Below are 14372 nucleotides of genomic sequence, written 5' to 3'. Positions count from 1 at the left end.
GAGGTTAGGTATGCATAATCAGCTCATTGCAATCATTGGCGCAGGCGTTATGGGATGTGCTACAGCACTGGATGTTGCCAGAGCGGGGTATCGGGTCATTTTGCAGGATCATTCAGAGTCCGTGATCCTTCAGGCACCTGATGTCATACGTCGTGAATACCGTTCAGCCTGTTTCTTGAAACAAGGATACGGTGAGGTCCCGCTCGATATCATCATGGATCGAATTTCGTTCCAAATACAGGACGAAGGTGTGGAAGAGGCTAACGTCATTATTGAAAATGTGACCGAAAATATAGAGTCCAAAAAGGAAGTTTATGCGCGTTTGAGTCAAAAGGCCCGTCCAGATGCTCTTTACGCGTTGAATACAAGCTGTATTTCAGTAACCAAGCTGGCCTCCTTTTTACCTGATCCAAGACGCGCCATAGGTGTACATCTGATGAATCCGGTTCCGGTTAAATCGATGGTGGAGGTGATCAAAGGGCATCATACAACACCTGAGACAGAGCAAGAGATGGTAGCGTTTCTGGAGTCTCTCGGCAAAAATCCGGTCGTCATCGAGGATCTGCCGGGTTTTGTATCGAACCGACTCTCGCATTTGTTAATGAATGAAGCAGCCTTTATTGTGCAGGATGGTATCGCTACAGCTGAGCAGGTCGATGCCATTATGAAAAAGGGGTTTAGTTATCAGATGGGCCCGCTGGAAACAGCAGATCTGATCGGTCTCGATACCGTTGTGCATTCGCTTAAAGTGCTGTACGACAGTTATCAGGACCCCAAATTCCGCTGTTGTCCGCTATTGCAGAAAATGGTGGATGCTGGACACTGGGGACGCAAGACGGGGCAAGGGTTCTATGCCTATTAACGAAAGGGAGGCATGACCATGGAGAGGTTGAAGGATATCAAATGTGTCGTATGGGATCTGGATCACACGATCTGGGATGGAGTCTTACTTGAATCCGGAGATGTGAAGCTAAGGGCGCGCATAAAGGAGGTGATTGAACAATTAGACCGCCGCGGAATACTGCACTCCATTGCCAGTAAAAATGACGCAGAGCTGGCTTGGGCCAAACTTACCGAATTGGGCATTGCCGAGTATTTTTTATACCCCGAGATTCATTGGGATGCGAAGTCCATATCCATTCAGCGTATTCAGCAGAACATCAATATCGGAATGGATGCCATCTTGTTTGTGGACGACCAGCCTTTTGAACTGGAGGAAGTGAAAAGTGTACATGCGGATGTTCAGGTTCTTCATGCAGATCACTATGAGACGATGCTGAATGATCCGAGACTGATGCCTCGCTTTATTACAGCAGACTCTTCCCGCAGAAGACAGATGTATCAGGCAGATACACTTCGAAAGCAGGCGGAAGAACAGTATGAAGGTCCTTCGGAGAAGTTTCTGGCTTCACTTGGTATGAAGTTTACGATCTATGAAGCGACAGAGGATGATCTTCAGCGAGCGGAAGAACTCACGGTTCGTACCAATCAGTTGAATGCTACAGGGATCACTTACAGTTATGAGGAACTACATCAGTTGATGACTTCACAGGATTACTTGCTATTGGTGTGTGAACTTGAAGACAAGTACGGAACATATGGAAAGATCGGGCTCGCGCTTATTCATAAGCAGCCGGATATATGGAGACTGAACATGTTGCTGATGTCATGCCGCGTCATGTCAAGGGGGGCAGGAAGTGTATTGCTCACTTATATTATGCGTGAAGCGAGGCAACAGGGTAAGCAGATGCTTGCTGATTTCAGAGAAACCGGGAGAAACCGGATGATGAATATCAGCTATCGTTTTGCTGGTTTTACACAGCTGTCTGCAGATCCTGACGGAAAGATCGTCTTTTCGCATGATCTGAAGCAGGTTGTGGAGTTTCCGGACTATATTGAAGTTTGTGTGCCTGAAAGACAACATCAATAACAAGGGGGAAGAGCAGTGGATTATCGTCAGGAAATTCGAGAGTTTATTGGAAACAATCTTACCATGGAACATGAGGACGCTCAAATTAGCGACAACGACAACTATTTTGAAATGAGATTTGTCAACTCACTCTTTGCGATGCGTTTAGTGGATTTTGTAGAGCGCAGATTCCAGATTGAGATCGGAAATGATGATCTGGACTTGGCCAATTTCAGTACCATTAACCGTTTGCATGATCTCATTGAGAGAAAGCTTGCTGCCAAGGAGGTGGCACGATGATAACAGCCAATCAGTCATCTGTTCGTCCAGTGTCTAGCCCGGCAGCCAGTCCTTCCAATAAGTATATGTACCTGTTTCTGGCGATGTCCTTCGGTACTTGTTATGGTATTGCCAGCTTGTTCATGTTCTTTCCTGATTTTATTGTACCAATCACTGGTGAACTGCATCTGATGCATCCGTTAGCTATCGTTGCTCTGTACTCTCCTTCCATTGCCGGATTGATTACATGTTATTTAATGGGTGGCAAAGACGCGCTGAAAGGCATGTTCTTGAAGCTGGTTCCGCGAAAAAAAGATCTGTTCTGGATTCCTGTAATTATCGGTATTTCCATCGTATTTGCTTCATCGATGCATTTTGGCTCCCTGCTATTCGGCATACCGGTCCCCGATCTGACATATAGTGTACCGGAAATGATCTGGCTTGGCATTTTGAACTTGTTCAAGGAGACGGGGCTCATCGGCGGTTTATTTGGCTGGATTGGATTCTTACTTCCCTTCTTGCAAGGCAAGTTGAAAAACAATGTAACAAGTGGTCTGATTACAGGATTCCTGTTTGGACTATGGGTGCTTCCGGGTTATCTGATTTCATCTTTTGGCACCTCAACCACATACATATACTACGTGGTGCAGCTTATGGCGTTTATCGTATTTCAGAGCTACATCTTCAATGCTACCAGAGGTACGCTGTTATTTTACCTTTTGGCTTTCTGGCTTGTTGCTACAGGAAGTCAGATCGATCTGTATTACTTCAATCCGCAAGTACAGATCATGCAATTTTTCTTTTTCGTAACCTCGGCAATTATCATTCATATCGTCTTTAAACGCAAAAAAGTTGACACAACGCTCCAGACATTTCCTGCATATGTTCTAGACGCGAAATAAAGCAATTAACGGTGGTGATGGAGTGATGGCACAGACTTATCTTGAACGACTGCAGAAGGGCAGGGGGAACAGGCAGGTGATCTGTTTTCCTTATCTGGGTGGACACTCTCGGAGTTTTTATCCTTTAATATCTCACCTTCCGGATACGGAAATATGGGCATTTACACCTCCCGGTCACGGGATGAATTCGGAAGAGCCTCTGGAACATATGCAACAACTTGTAGAGCTCTATACGAACGAACTGTTGCCTATAATTAAATCTGGTGCAACGTTGTTTGGGCACAGCTTGGGCGGAATTACAGCTTATTATGTTGCTCAGCGGTTACAACAGGAGCTTCCAGATGTAGCTGAGACATTGCGTCTTGTGTTATCCGCCTGCAATACGCCTGCTGAATGTGGATTGAACCGTTATGATCAGATGTCTGATGAGCATCTGATTGATCACCTTTTTTCCTATGACGGTCTACCGAAAGAGCTCATCCACGAAAAAGAACTTTTGCAGTATTTCATGCCTGTAATTCGGGCAGATTTTCGCATGCTGGAATCCGCAGCGACACTTGAATGTCAGCCTCTTTCACTGCCAGTGCTGTTTCTGTGGGGAGAACGGGACAATGCCGTTCCCCTTCAGTCAGCGCTCAAATGGGAACGATATTTTGATGTACCGATGAAGCTTCAGACCATTCGAGAGGGGACACATATGTTCATCATGCACCACCCTTCAACAGTGGCGCATTATCTGACAAGCTTTATGACTCCAGAAGTAGAACGACTGAACATAGTAGATAGATGAGAGGAGCCATGTTAGTTTATGCTGCTGAGAATGCTGAGAAACGACTTAATGAGGAAAAAAGGAATTACGGCTGCGCTGTTTATTTTTGTCCTGCTCGCTGCTTTGCTGGTATCTTCCGGTTCTCGAATGATCATGGAACTGACGAGTTCCATTCAGTATTTGTTCTCTGAATCGAAGACACCTCATTTTGTGCAAATGCACTCTGGAGATCTGGATCAGGCCAAAGTGAACACATGGGCTGAAGGAAATGCAATGGTTGAGCAACATCAGATTGTCGAGATGGTTAACATCAATGGAGCCAACCTTTATCTTGGTGCAGAGTCCGAGAAAAATACCGTCATGGATATTGACTTTGTTACACAAAATCAGCAATTCGACTATTTACTGAATCTGAATAGCGAGATTATCCAAGTTCGTGATGGCGAGATTGCTGTACCTGTGTATTATTTACAGCAAAATAAATTAAATATCGGTGACCAGGTTCGGATCAATAATGGGGCTTTTGAGCGTTCATACACCATTGTTGATTTTGTGCGTGATGCACAGATGAATCCATCTGTTGTGCACTCGAAGCGTTTTATCGTAAGCCCGAGTGATATAGAGCAATTGAAGCAAGGGGTCGGAGAGATGGAATATCTCATTGAGTTCCGACTGCATGATCCTTCCAAAACAAGCGAGTTCACCCAAGCCTATCAAAATGCAGGGCTTCCTAACGCTGGCCCGGTGGTGACCTATGGTTTGTTCCAGATTCTCAATGGGATGACAGACGGAATTATTGCAGCCGTTATTATTTTGGTCAGCCTGGTGCTGATTCTGATTGCGATGCTGTGTATTCGTTTTACCATGCTTGCCACTATTGAGGAAGATTACCGCGAGATCAGCGTCATGAAAGCTATTGGTATCTCAGAGAGAGATATCAAGCGGCTCTATTTGGTCAAATATGTGTTTATGGCGGGTTTGGCTTCCATCTTGGGTTACATCGCTTCCCTCGGAGTGAACCAGCTTTTTGTATCTAATATTATGCTGTATATGGGGAAAGCACCGGCTACATTACTGCATTTCGCCGTGCCTCTGCTCGCAGCAGGTTTGATATTCACCATGGTTGTGCTATTCTGCCGCGCTGTGCTTCGTCGTTTTCGTTCGATCTCTGCTGTGGAGGCCCTTCGCACTGGAAGTTTGGGAGATACACAGATCGTTCGCAATCGTTTAAACCTGTCACGTAATCGCTGGTCTTCCGTACCTGTTTTCCTTGGGTTAAAAGACGTGATGCAGCGTGTCAAAATGTTCCGTTTGTTATTATTCGTATTCATCGTCAGCTCATTTATTATGATCGTACCGCTTAACTTTTTGAACACACTTCAGGCTCCAAGCTTCATATCTTATATGGGTGTAGGGCAAAGTGATATTCGAATTGATCTTAAGCATACGAATGATGTAGAGCAGCGTTATGCTCGTCTGGTGAATCAAATTGAAAACGATGCGGATGTTCAAAAATATTCACCTCTCGTAACAAGCCAGTTCAAGATTCGTAATGCAGAAGGTAGCTACGATAATCTGAGCGTGGAGAGCGGAGACTTCAGTATATTTCCTTTGTCTTATCTAAGTGGAAATGCCCCAGCAACAGATCGTGAGATTGCTCTCTCGGATGCAAACAGCAATGATCTCAAACTTAAAACGGGGGATCAGCTGACCTTGCAAGTGGGCGGTCAAGACCAAGTGATGACGGTCAGCGGCATTTATCAGGATGTGACGAATGGCGGAAAAACAGCAAAGGCGCTTTTGCCATACAACAAAGATAGTGTGCTCTGGTATGTAGTCAGCTTGGATCTGAAAGACCGCGGTGTGATGGCTGCCAAAATTGCAACATACGAGAAAGATTTCTCGCCAGCGCGTGTAACGGATCTTCAAGGATACTTGAATCAAACGCTTGGTGGTACGATTCAGCAATTAAAGCTGGTGACAACACTTGCACTGGCCATCGGAGTATTCATTTCTATTTTGATTACCTCACTGTTCCTGCAGATGATGGTTGCCAAAGATAACAACGATATTGCTGTATTGCGAAGCATCGGCTTTGCGTTATCCAAGATCAAATTAAAGTATGTTGTGATGTCATTGGTCATCCTCATTGTAGGTGTAGCCGCAGGCACAATCTTATCCAATACACTGGGTCCAATGCTGGTGAGTGGCATTATGTCCTCTTTTGGTGCTTCAAAGATTGTATTTGTAATTGATCCGGTGCAGGCGTATGTACTCTGTCCATTGCTGCTGGCAGGAACGATCATTATTACAGCCTGGATCAGCATTCAGTCGATTCGGGAAACTAGCATTTCGAAAATGATAGTGGAATAGGGAGGCATAACGAAGATGACAACAATACTAGAAGCTAGAGATGTGAATAAATCCGTAGCGATTGGCGAGAATGAAGAACAGCGCATTCTGAAAGATATTAATCTGCAACTCAAAAAAGGAGAGTTTGTCTCCATTATGGGCCCGTCCGGTTCGGGTAAATCGACCCTGCTCTATAACATCAGTGGCATGGATCAGATCAGTGCAGGCAGTGTGTTTTTCAACGGTAAACAAATATCGGCTTTCCCGGAGAAAGATTTGGCGAGTCTACGCTTGACCAAAATGGGTTTTATTTTCCAGAACATTCATCTGCTCAAAAATTTAAATCTGCTCGACAACATCATCCTTTCTGCTTATCTGGCCAAAAACAGCAACCGGGACACGATTAATAACCGTGCAATGTCATTAATGAAAAAAATGGGAATCGACGAACTGGCTGAGCATAACATTACCCAAGCTTCAGGGGGACAACTGCAACGGATTGCGATATGCCGGGCTTTGATCAACAATCCGGATATTTTGTTCGGAGATGAACCTACTGGAGCGCTGAATTCAAAATCAACACATGAGATCATGGACATTCTTGGTGATATTAATGCCACAGGAACAACGATTTTGCTCGTGACCCATGATGTTAAAGTTGCAGCCCGCTCGGAACGAGTACTGTTTATGATGGACGGCAATCTGGTTGCAGACAAAAACATCGGAAAGTATGACCGGGACAAACAGGATTTGAAGGCGAGAGAAAGTCGGTTAGGACAATGGTTGACGGAAATGGGGTTCTAAACTTAGAGCTTCATGACTAGAATAGACCGACAGTCGGTCGAGAGGTAATGGAGGACAGAATATGAGATTGATGAAAAATCCGGAGGAACGCAGAAATGAAATTTTGGATGCAGCCGAAATTCTGTTCGTGACCAAAGGGTATACCAAAGCAACGATTATGGATATCCTTCAGGCTTGTGATATTGCCAAAGGCACATTCTATTACTACTTCCAGTCCAAAGAGGAGGTTATGCATGCCATCGTTATGCGTTTTATTATGAGCGGCGAAGCTGCGGCGAGGCGTGTCGTGGCAGATCCCGAGCTCAGCGCGCATGATAAAATTTTCCGCATCATTATGACCCAGAATCAGCCTGATGATCGCAAGCTTGGCGTGATCGAGCAACTGCACAGCGTGCAAAATGTAGAAATGCATCAAAAAAGTCTGGTTGAAACGGTTCTCCGTCTCAGTCCCATTCTGGCAGAAGTCGTGGAACAGGGCATTCAGGAGGGGGTATTTCATACCCCTGCTCCTCAGGAGAGCATTGAGTTTTTACTTGTTTCCTCGCAGTTTTTGCTGGATCAGGGCATTTTTCATTGGCAGGAAGAAGAGTTTCAGAAGAAGGTTAGAGCTTTCAGTCAGATTATGGAACGGGTTCTGGGTGCTGAACATGGAAGTTTTGCCTATGTAACGGAATTATATTTCCCACATCAAGCTTAACAAGTAAAGGAGTCGTAACCATGGAACAAACTGCTCACAAATCATTTGGTAAATTTCTGATTGTCTGGTTTGGTCAATTGATCTCGATGATTGGTATCGGACTGACAGCGTTCTCTCTGGGGGTATATGCCTTCGAAAAAACAAATACCGCAACCAGCGTTGCGCTGATTACGCTATTTACGTTTTTGCCCAACATCTTGCTTCGCCCGATCGGAGGGGTGATGGCTGACCGATTTGACCGCCGTACGATGATGATTATTGGTGACCTTGGATCTGCGGCTGGTCTGGTCTTTATTCTGTCGATCATGCTCACGGGTGATATCCAGTTATGGCATATCTATGTGGGTGTGGCGTTCAGCTCGGTGTTCTCGGCGCTGCAAAGTCCGGCATATAAAGCGTCAGCAACTGACTTGCTGGATAAGGATCAGTTCTCCAAGGGCAGTGGCCTAGTGCAACTTGCTGAATCTTCCAAGTTTTTGTTTTCACCGATTATCGCAGGTATTCTGCTTAGCGTGACAACGATTGAAGTTATTATGATCATTAACATTGCGACGTTCCTGGTTGCCATTCTGGCCGTACTCGTTATTCGCAAGAGCATGAAGGTGGAGCGAGAGGAAAAGGACGATCGCAACTGGATGACCGATATTCAGGAAGGCTGGAGAGAGGTTGTCACAAACAAAGGTGTGTTGCTACTCGTTATTATCATTTCTCTGGTTACCTTCTATCTCGGGTTCCTAGAAACACTCATTGGCCCAATGTTGCTCTCATTCACCGATGCCAAAACACTCGGAACGTTTCAGTCCGTTAGTGCGATCGGTATGCTGATCAGCAGCTTGTGCATCGGTATTTTCACCATGACGAAGAAATATGCGAGTGTGCTGGTTGCAGGTTTGGTCATGTGTGGTCTGGCGTTCTCCTTACTGGGTGTATCGACGAACATTTACTTTATTATCTTTGCGGGTTTTCTGTTCCTGTCCTCCCTACCATTTGTTAATATGAGTGCAGATGTGTTGGTGCGGAACAATATTGCCAATGAAAAGCAAGGCAGAGTGTGGGGGATTATCGGTATCCTGTCCCAGCTTGGTTTCATTATCGCGTACAGTTTGGCTGGATTTCTGGCGGACCATGTGTTTAACCCACTGCTAGTGGAGGGGGGAGCGCTGGCATCCTCCGTGGGTCAGATCATTGGAACCGGACCTGGCAGAGGCATAGCGTTGCTGTTTATCATTGCGGGCCTGTTCGTTATTCTGATTGCGATTATCACGTCACGTTTGAAAATGATCAAATCACTGGAGCAGAGCAGTGATATCGCTTCACCTCCCGATGTGGGCGGTCTTGCGCATGATTAATACATTTATAGTGTTGTAGGAAGCAAGATAGCCCTCCGTCTGATCCGTGTATACCGTTCTTAACCTTAAACGGCGTACAGTTGGTTCAGACGAGGGCTTTTTTATATAAAAGCTACAATCCGGTCTAACCTTTCACTGCACCGGAAGTCAGACCTCCTACAATATACTTTTGCCCGATGAGGAATACGATCAGAACTGGCAGCGAGGTGAGTACGATATCGGCGCTGACTAGATTCCATTTGGCGCTGAATTGTCCGAAAAAATTGTAAACCGCCAGCGTCATTGGCCACATCTCTACGGTGTTCAGCATATAGAGCGGCGCAGTGAACTCATTCCAGACACTCAGAAAATTCAGAACAAATACGGTAACCAGCACCGAGGTTAACAAAGGTACAATGATTCGAAGAAACAGCTTGATTCCATTGCAACCATCCATAATTGCAGCTTCATCCAGCTCTTTCGGAATGTTGCCCACAAACGCATACGTGATGAACAGGGAGATGGGAATGCCCATGGCGGTATAGAGCAGAATCATGCCTGCGTGGGAGTTGATCATCCCGAGTGATTTCATCACTTCCATGAGCGGAATATAGTTTAGTGGCAGTGTGATGCCCAGAATCAGAAAAAAGTATAAAAACTTGCTCAGTTTCGAATGATTGCGGGATAACGTGAACGCAGAGAATGCCACGACAAACACCAGCAGCAGAGATGACACGCCCGAGTGCAGCAGACTGTTAAAAAAGGAACCTCCCAAGTGTCCTTGCTCATAGACGATTTTATAATTTTCAAACATAAATTTCTCGGGAAGCGTAAGCCTCAGTACCTTGGCTTCGGCGTCTGACTTGAATGAATTCAATAGGATAACGGCAAATGGAATCAGTACAACCAGACTTAATAGCCAAGCGAGTACATTTAACGTCAGAGAGATAATCTTTTTTCGAAACCGCATATCAGTATTCCACCTTTCGATTCATCAAACGAATGATGAAGAAAGAGATGATCGCCATGATGACAAAGAGAATGGTAGATAGCGCGCTCCCGAGCCCCCAGTATCCTTTGGCAAAAGATGAATAAACGGCCGTATTGATCACATCCGTAGCATTGCCCGGGCCCCCGTTTGTCAGAACGTATACCGCATCAAAGACACGCAGGCCATACGTAATATTGAGCACGGTGGCAATGGTGATGGTAGGCAGCAGCATAGGTATGGTAATACGGAACAGCTTTTGAATAAAGCCCGCACCATCGATGGATGCAGCTTCATAATAATCCCGTGGAATGGCGAGCAGTCCCGCGATAAAAAGCACCATGATATACCCCATGCCTTTCCACGTATCGACAGCCATAATCGATGGCATCGCCCAAGTGAGAGAGCCCAGCCAGTTCTGGGCGAGTGCATCCAAACCGATGGAACGCAGTGTAACATTAACGAACCCGTTGTTCGGATCAAGCAGGCTTTTGAACACCAGACCTACAATCAGGAAGGAGAGGACTTGGGGCGAAAAGATAATCATCCGATGCCAATTGGCAGCTTTTACACCGCTGACCAGCAGCAGGGCAAGGAACAAGCCCAGAACGGTTTTGGCGAAGGAGGTAACCACCGTAAACAGCACTGTATTTTTAATGAAAAGCAGATAGGTCGGATCACCTGCCAGAATCGTGCGGAAATGCTCCAAACCAATAAAGTTTTTCTCCGAACTGTAGCTGTTCCAATCGGTGAAAGAATAATAGGTACCCAGCAGGGCAGGAGCAACGATGAACAACACATATAGTAAAATCGCTCCGGATGAGAAATACCAAGGGTAGATTTTGTTCGTATTCATAACCCGTAACACCAATCCTTCCTGCCAAACGGGAAGAAGCACCCCAGCGTTTGACCAATGGAGTAACTCCATTCCAGTTGTGCATTTGTTTCCGAAATAACCTTCGGCTGTTACTGCCACTTCTCATCCTTCAGCACTTTGGCTTGTTCGGCGCGGCGTTTATCAATATTTTGCAGAATCTGATCAGGGGTCATCGCTCCCGCAAACATGCCTGACAAGTCTTTACCGATATCCATCCACTGTGGATCGATATATTTTACGGCAGCCTGCATGACGGTGCCCTTCTCATGATTTTTCTCATAATCAATGTAGTCCTGTGTCAGCTTCGGTTCGATCTCGGGCCAGCAGATCGTCAGATTTCCTTCGCCTCCATCAAACACCTGTTGCAGATGATCATGCTCGGTAATCCAGCGGAAAAACTTCAACACTTCTTCGGGATGTTTGCTGTTTTTGTTCCCAAACATGGCCGCTGAACCGCCGGGGTTCACACCAATCGTCTGATTGTCTCCCCAAGGCATCACGAAGAATCCCATATTATCTTTCATCGCCGGATAGGCTTCAGAGACTTCTTTTTCCGTGCCTGGAACACGCAGCAGCATTGCAGCTTTTTCCTGTCCAAATGCTTCAATGCCCGCTTCTACTGTATTGGATAAGAAGTCTTTGCCGAAATAGCCAAGATCAGCAAATTCTTTCAATTGCTCGATAACGGTCTTCAATTGGGTCAAGTCTGCGATCTTCATCTCATTATTGTTCAGCTTTTCATAGGTTCCTGCGGCCTTCTGCTCATAGTTTGGCCCGGTCTCGAACAACGGCAGCACCTGATACCAACCGCTTGCTGGAGCTTGATAGAATGGAATAATATCTTTATCCTTAATTTTCTGGCTAATCGCTTTGAATTCAGCATAGGTCGTAGGAGGCTCAATACCTAGGTCAGCAAAGATACGTTTGTTATAGTACACATACCAGATTTTCGTAGGGGCAAAAGAAACCCCATATACCTTGTCATTATGACTGACGGTAGGCAAGATCTCTTCTGACATCCGTCCCGTAAACTCCTCATTGGTCAGATCAATTGCATTTTCTTCTGGTCTGACATTGGCTGGCATACTCAGCGGGTCTACATCTACATTAAAAATATCAGGAGCCTCACCGGAAGCCAGTTTTACCTTGATCAGATCACGCCACTGCGCGTCAGGAACCACCTGAAAATCAATTTTGACCCCGGTTTCCTGCTCGTATTCCTTCGCCATCGTCTGCATAATCCCCGTTCGTGGAATACCGGATTGGCTTGTGCCGAAGGTCAGTGTGACCTTGCCTGTGCCTTCCGCGTTTTTGTTCGAGTTGCAGCCAGCAAGCAGCAGGACAGAGAGAAGCAGCATACTTGTCATTGAAAAAAGAAATCGTTTTCTCATTTTGAACCTCCCTAAAATTCAATCATTTATGCACTTGCCCAAACGCTTTATGTAAGCGTATTCTTATGTGGATAACTTTACTTTGAATAACGAGTAGGCTCAATAGACAAAAGCGTTCTTCGAGGTGGACATTTTCGAAGTCATCGAAGATACGCAGATATTGATAATGAAGACGGGGGTATGGAATTGCGGTATCGATTCAGAACATTACAACAGAGTTTGTTTGCGTATTATTCAGCGGTATTTATTACGTTTTCCCTTATTGTGGCTGGCCTGTTATATGTGTATCTCACCAGTGATATTCGTCATCGAAGTGAAGAGCAGCAAAAACAATTGGGGTTGTCCATTGTTAGTCATCTGGATCAGGAAGTTGTGAAAATGAACAATTTCTCCATGAACATCGTATATTCCAATCTGGTCAAGGAGCATTTCAGTCATTACTTGGCTCCGGCAGAGGGGGTTGAACGAACGATGACAAGTGACCCCTCGCTGTATAAGGACACGACTACACTCATTGATGTCATTATGGCGATTATTAGCAGCTCCAATACGGCCAAACAGGCTAACATTTACGATGTGAATGGAAAGATGCTGGGGGCGGGAGTATTCAACGGACAGCTTCCGGTAGATCTGAAGCAGCGCCCCTGGTATAAGGAAACCTGGGAACGGAGCGGCTGGCGTGTCATTCGTCTGTTACAAGGTGGTGCATTGCCCATGCCCACCGGGGAAGGGAGAACGGATCAACCTTATATCTCGCTTACACGGGTTTACAAGGATGGCAATTACGTCAGTCAGGGTGTCGTTGAAATTTTGCAGCTTGCCGAAGACCTATTCCAGTATTTGCACGAACTGCAAGCAGGTAATAAGGAACTTCGAGTTTATGTGCTGGATGAGCAGGATACCTTGTTGTACCCGCTTCCTTCAGCCACGTTAGATGCTGATTCCTCTTCAGCTTCAGCTGGCTATTCGGAAGATATGAAACTGATTCAACATCGTACATCTCCGCCTGAAACAATGCAGGAAGTCACCCATTCGCCTACGGGGTCAAGGCAGATGATGACGTATATGACATCGCAGGAAACCGGATGGACTGTTGTTGTCATGCAGTCCAAGCAGTCCCTTTTCGCCAATCTGAACCGGATGGCATTGTTCTTTGCAGGTGCTACGCTAGCTACCCTGTTGATTATTTTGATGTTTTCGTATCTGATCTCGAAAAGGGTTACTTTGCCGCTTCATCGGTTGCAGCGCATTATCCAGAAAACAGGTGAAAACGACCTGATGTCAGGTCAGGAGGCTGGTCAGTTGTTATTCAAGCTGGACCATCCTGCGTCCATCCGGGAATTGGCAGAGCTGAATGATACCTTCATCCGGTTGAATCAGCAGCTTGTGCAGTCTTTTCAGGACCAGATGGCCATCAAATCCCGGGAAACAGAGGCGAGGTTGCTGGCATTGCAGTCACAGATGAACCCGCATTTTCTATACAACAACATTACCAATATAAGCATCATGGCGGAGGAGGGCATGAATAAACAGATCGTGGTGTTCTGCGATCATATCGCTTCTATGCTTCGTTATATCTCTACTTCTGGCAAAAACGGCGTCCCGTTATCTCACGAACTTGAGTATTGTGAACGGTATCTTGAATGTATGAAAATTCGCTTTGAGGATGATTTGCACTACGATTTCTCGATCCCTGATGAGATGAAAAATATCCGGGTTCCGATGCTGATCATTCAGCCTTTGCTCGAAAATACGATGAAATACGGTTTGAGTGATACACTGCCATGGAAATTGCATATCACAGGTGAATTGCATATCGATCAGGAGAGCTGGCAGATTCACGTTGAAGATAATGGCCCAGGCATGGAGCCTGAAACGCTCGCACAACTTGTGCATTATATCGATGAATCTCAGGAATGGGATCAAATGCCTCAGCTTGAGATTAACGGGATGGGGCTCAAAAATATCTGGGCTCGCTTGAAGTTATGGTATGGTCCGGCAGCCAGGATGTGTATCGAAAATAAATCTACCGGCGGTGTCAGCATTCGTATAAGAGGTTCCATTCGAAAGGAGTAG

Annotated in this window: 13 protein-coding genes; 10 read left to right on the top strand and 3 right to left on the bottom strand. The window is 45.7% G+C overall.

The window, feature by feature from the left end; genetic code table 11:
* The first annotated feature begins 10 nt into the window (after positions 1 to 10).
* The 9 genes from ACT89M_RS20505 to ACT89M_RS20465 all read left to right on the top strand — a co-directional run bounded on the left by ACT89M_RS20505 (position 11) and on the right by ACT89M_RS20465 (position 9061).
* Positions 11 to 862 (top strand): 3-hydroxyacyl-CoA dehydrogenase family protein, encoded by an 852-nt coding sequence (locus ACT89M_RS20505; RefSeq protein ID WP_090914987.1) that lies wholly within the window; start codon positions 11 to 13, stop codon positions 860 to 862.
* A gap of 18 nt (positions 863 to 880) precedes the next feature.
* Positions 881 to 1930, top strand: coding sequence for an HAD-IIIC family phosphatase (locus ACT89M_RS20500; protein ID WP_154887949.1), 1050 nt, complete (start codon positions 881 to 883; stop codon positions 1928 to 1930).
* Positions 1931 to 1945: 15 nt separating this feature from the next.
* Positions 1946 to 2209, top strand: coding sequence for an acyl carrier protein (locus ACT89M_RS20495; protein ID WP_090914983.1), 264 nt, complete (start codon positions 1946 to 1948; stop codon positions 2207 to 2209).
* On the top strand, positions 2206 to 3090 hold the full coding sequence (locus ACT89M_RS20490; RefSeq protein ID WP_186811628.1) for a hypothetical protein: 885 nt from the start codon (positions 2206 to 2208) through the stop codon (positions 3088 to 3090). The genes ACT89M_RS20495 and ACT89M_RS20490 overlap by 4 nt, the downstream gene beginning before the upstream one ends.
* 25 nt (positions 3091 to 3115) lie before the next feature.
* A complete protein-coding gene (locus ACT89M_RS20485; protein ID WP_154887951.1) occupies positions 3116 to 3880 on the top strand; it encodes a thioesterase II family protein in 765 nt (254 codons plus the stop codon).
* Positions 3881 to 3910: 30 nt separating this feature from the next.
* Positions 3911 to 6232, top strand: coding sequence for an ABC transporter permease (locus ACT89M_RS20480; RefSeq protein WP_487344792.1), 2322 nt, complete (start codon positions 3911 to 3913; stop codon positions 6230 to 6232).
* 15 nt (positions 6233 to 6247) lie between these two features.
* Positions 6248 to 7015: an ABC transporter ATP-binding protein gene (locus ACT89M_RS20475; RefSeq protein ID WP_090914977.1), complete on the top strand. Its 768-nt coding sequence runs from the start codon at positions 6248 to 6250 to the stop codon at positions 7013 to 7015.
* A 61-nt stretch (positions 7016 to 7076) separates the two neighbouring features.
* On the top strand, positions 7077 to 7712 hold the full coding sequence (locus ACT89M_RS20470; RefSeq protein WP_154983237.1) for a TetR/AcrR family transcriptional regulator: 636 nt from the start codon (positions 7077 to 7079) through the stop codon (positions 7710 to 7712).
* Positions 7713 to 7732: 20 nt separating this feature from the next.
* The gene (locus ACT89M_RS20465) at positions 7733 to 9061 is read left to right on the top strand and encodes an MFS transporter (RefSeq protein ID WP_154887957.1); all 1329 of its coding nucleotides are present in this window, start codon (positions 7733 to 7735) and stop codon (positions 9059 to 9061) included.
* Positions 9062 to 9185: 124 nt separating this feature from the next.
* Here the strand turns inward: ACT89M_RS20465 and ACT89M_RS20460 are convergent, their stop codons facing one another.
* The 3 genes from ACT89M_RS20460 to ACT89M_RS20450 form a co-directional block, all read right to left on the bottom strand.
* The gene (locus ACT89M_RS20460) at positions 9186 to 10010 is read right to left on the bottom strand and encodes a carbohydrate ABC transporter permease (protein WP_090914971.1); all 825 of its coding nucleotides are present in this window, start codon (positions 10008 to 10010) and stop codon (positions 9186 to 9188) included.
* 1 nt (position 10011) lies between these two features.
* The gene (locus ACT89M_RS20455; protein WP_154887959.1) at positions 10012 to 10884 is read right to left on the bottom strand and encodes a carbohydrate ABC transporter permease; all 873 of its coding nucleotides are present in this window, start codon (positions 10882 to 10884) and stop codon (positions 10012 to 10014) included.
* Between the two features lie 110 nt (positions 10885 to 10994).
* A complete protein-coding gene (locus tag ACT89M_RS20450) occupies positions 10995 to 12296 on the bottom strand; it encodes an ABC transporter substrate-binding protein (RefSeq protein WP_154887961.1) in 1302 nt (433 codons plus the stop codon).
* Between the two features lie 180 nt (positions 12297 to 12476).
* Here ACT89M_RS20450 and ACT89M_RS20445 point away from each other — a divergent pair, with 180 nt between their 5' ends.
* The gene (locus ACT89M_RS20445; RefSeq protein WP_261769233.1) at positions 12477 to 14372 is read left to right on the top strand and encodes a cache domain-containing sensor histidine kinase; all 1896 of its coding nucleotides are present in this window, start codon (positions 12477 to 12479) and stop codon (positions 14370 to 14372) included.

The organism is Paenibacillus sp. NN59 (assembly GCF_057597225.1).
Note: the sequence above shows the minus strand (reverse complement) of the source record. Positions and strands in the feature narration are given on the sequence as shown.

What these genes read in the sequence shown, in the direction of transcription:
- ACT89M_RS20490 (WP_186811628.1), top strand. Translation starts at nt 2,206, where the DNA reads ATGATAACAGCCAATCAGTCATCTGTTCGTCCAGTGTCTAGCCCGGCA.
- ACT89M_RS20505 (WP_090914987.1), top strand. Translation starts at nt 11, where the DNA reads ATGCATAATCAGCTCATTGCAATCATTGGCGCAGGCGTTATGGGATGT.
- ACT89M_RS20480 (WP_487344792.1), top strand. Translation starts at nt 3,911, where the DNA reads ATGCTGAGAAACGACTTAATGAGGAAAAAAGGAATTACGGCTGCGCTG.
- ACT89M_RS20445 (WP_261769233.1), top strand. Translation starts at nt 12,477, where the DNA reads ATGGAATTGCGGTATCGATTCAGAACATTACAACAGAGTTTGTTTGCG.
- ACT89M_RS20450 (WP_154887961.1), bottom strand. Translation starts at nt 12,296, where the DNA reads ATGAGAAAACGATTTCTTTTTTCAATGACAAGTATGCTGCTTCTCTCT.
- ACT89M_RS20485 (WP_154887951.1), top strand. Translation starts at nt 3,116, where the DNA reads ATGGCACAGACTTATCTTGAACGACTGCAGAAGGGCAGGGGGAACAGG.
- ACT89M_RS20475 (WP_090914977.1), top strand. Translation starts at nt 6,248, where the DNA reads ATGACAACAATACTAGAAGCTAGAGATGTGAATAAATCCGTAGCGATT.
- ACT89M_RS20470 (WP_154983237.1), top strand. Translation starts at nt 7,077, where the DNA reads ATGAGATTGATGAAAAATCCGGAGGAACGCAGAAATGAAATTTTGGAT.
- ACT89M_RS20455 (WP_154887959.1), bottom strand. Translation starts at nt 10,884, where the DNA reads ATGAATACGAACAAAATCTACCCTTGGTATTTCTCATCCGGAGCGATT.
- ACT89M_RS20460 (WP_090914971.1), bottom strand. Translation starts at nt 10,010, where the DNA reads ATGCGGTTTCGAAAAAAGATTATCTCTCTGACGTTAAATGTACTCGCT.
- ACT89M_RS20465 (WP_154887957.1), top strand. Translation starts at nt 7,733, where the DNA reads ATGGAACAAACTGCTCACAAATCATTTGGTAAATTTCTGATTGTCTGG.
- ACT89M_RS20500 (WP_154887949.1), top strand. Translation starts at nt 881, where the DNA reads ATGGAGAGGTTGAAGGATATCAAATGTGTCGTATGGGATCTGGATCAC.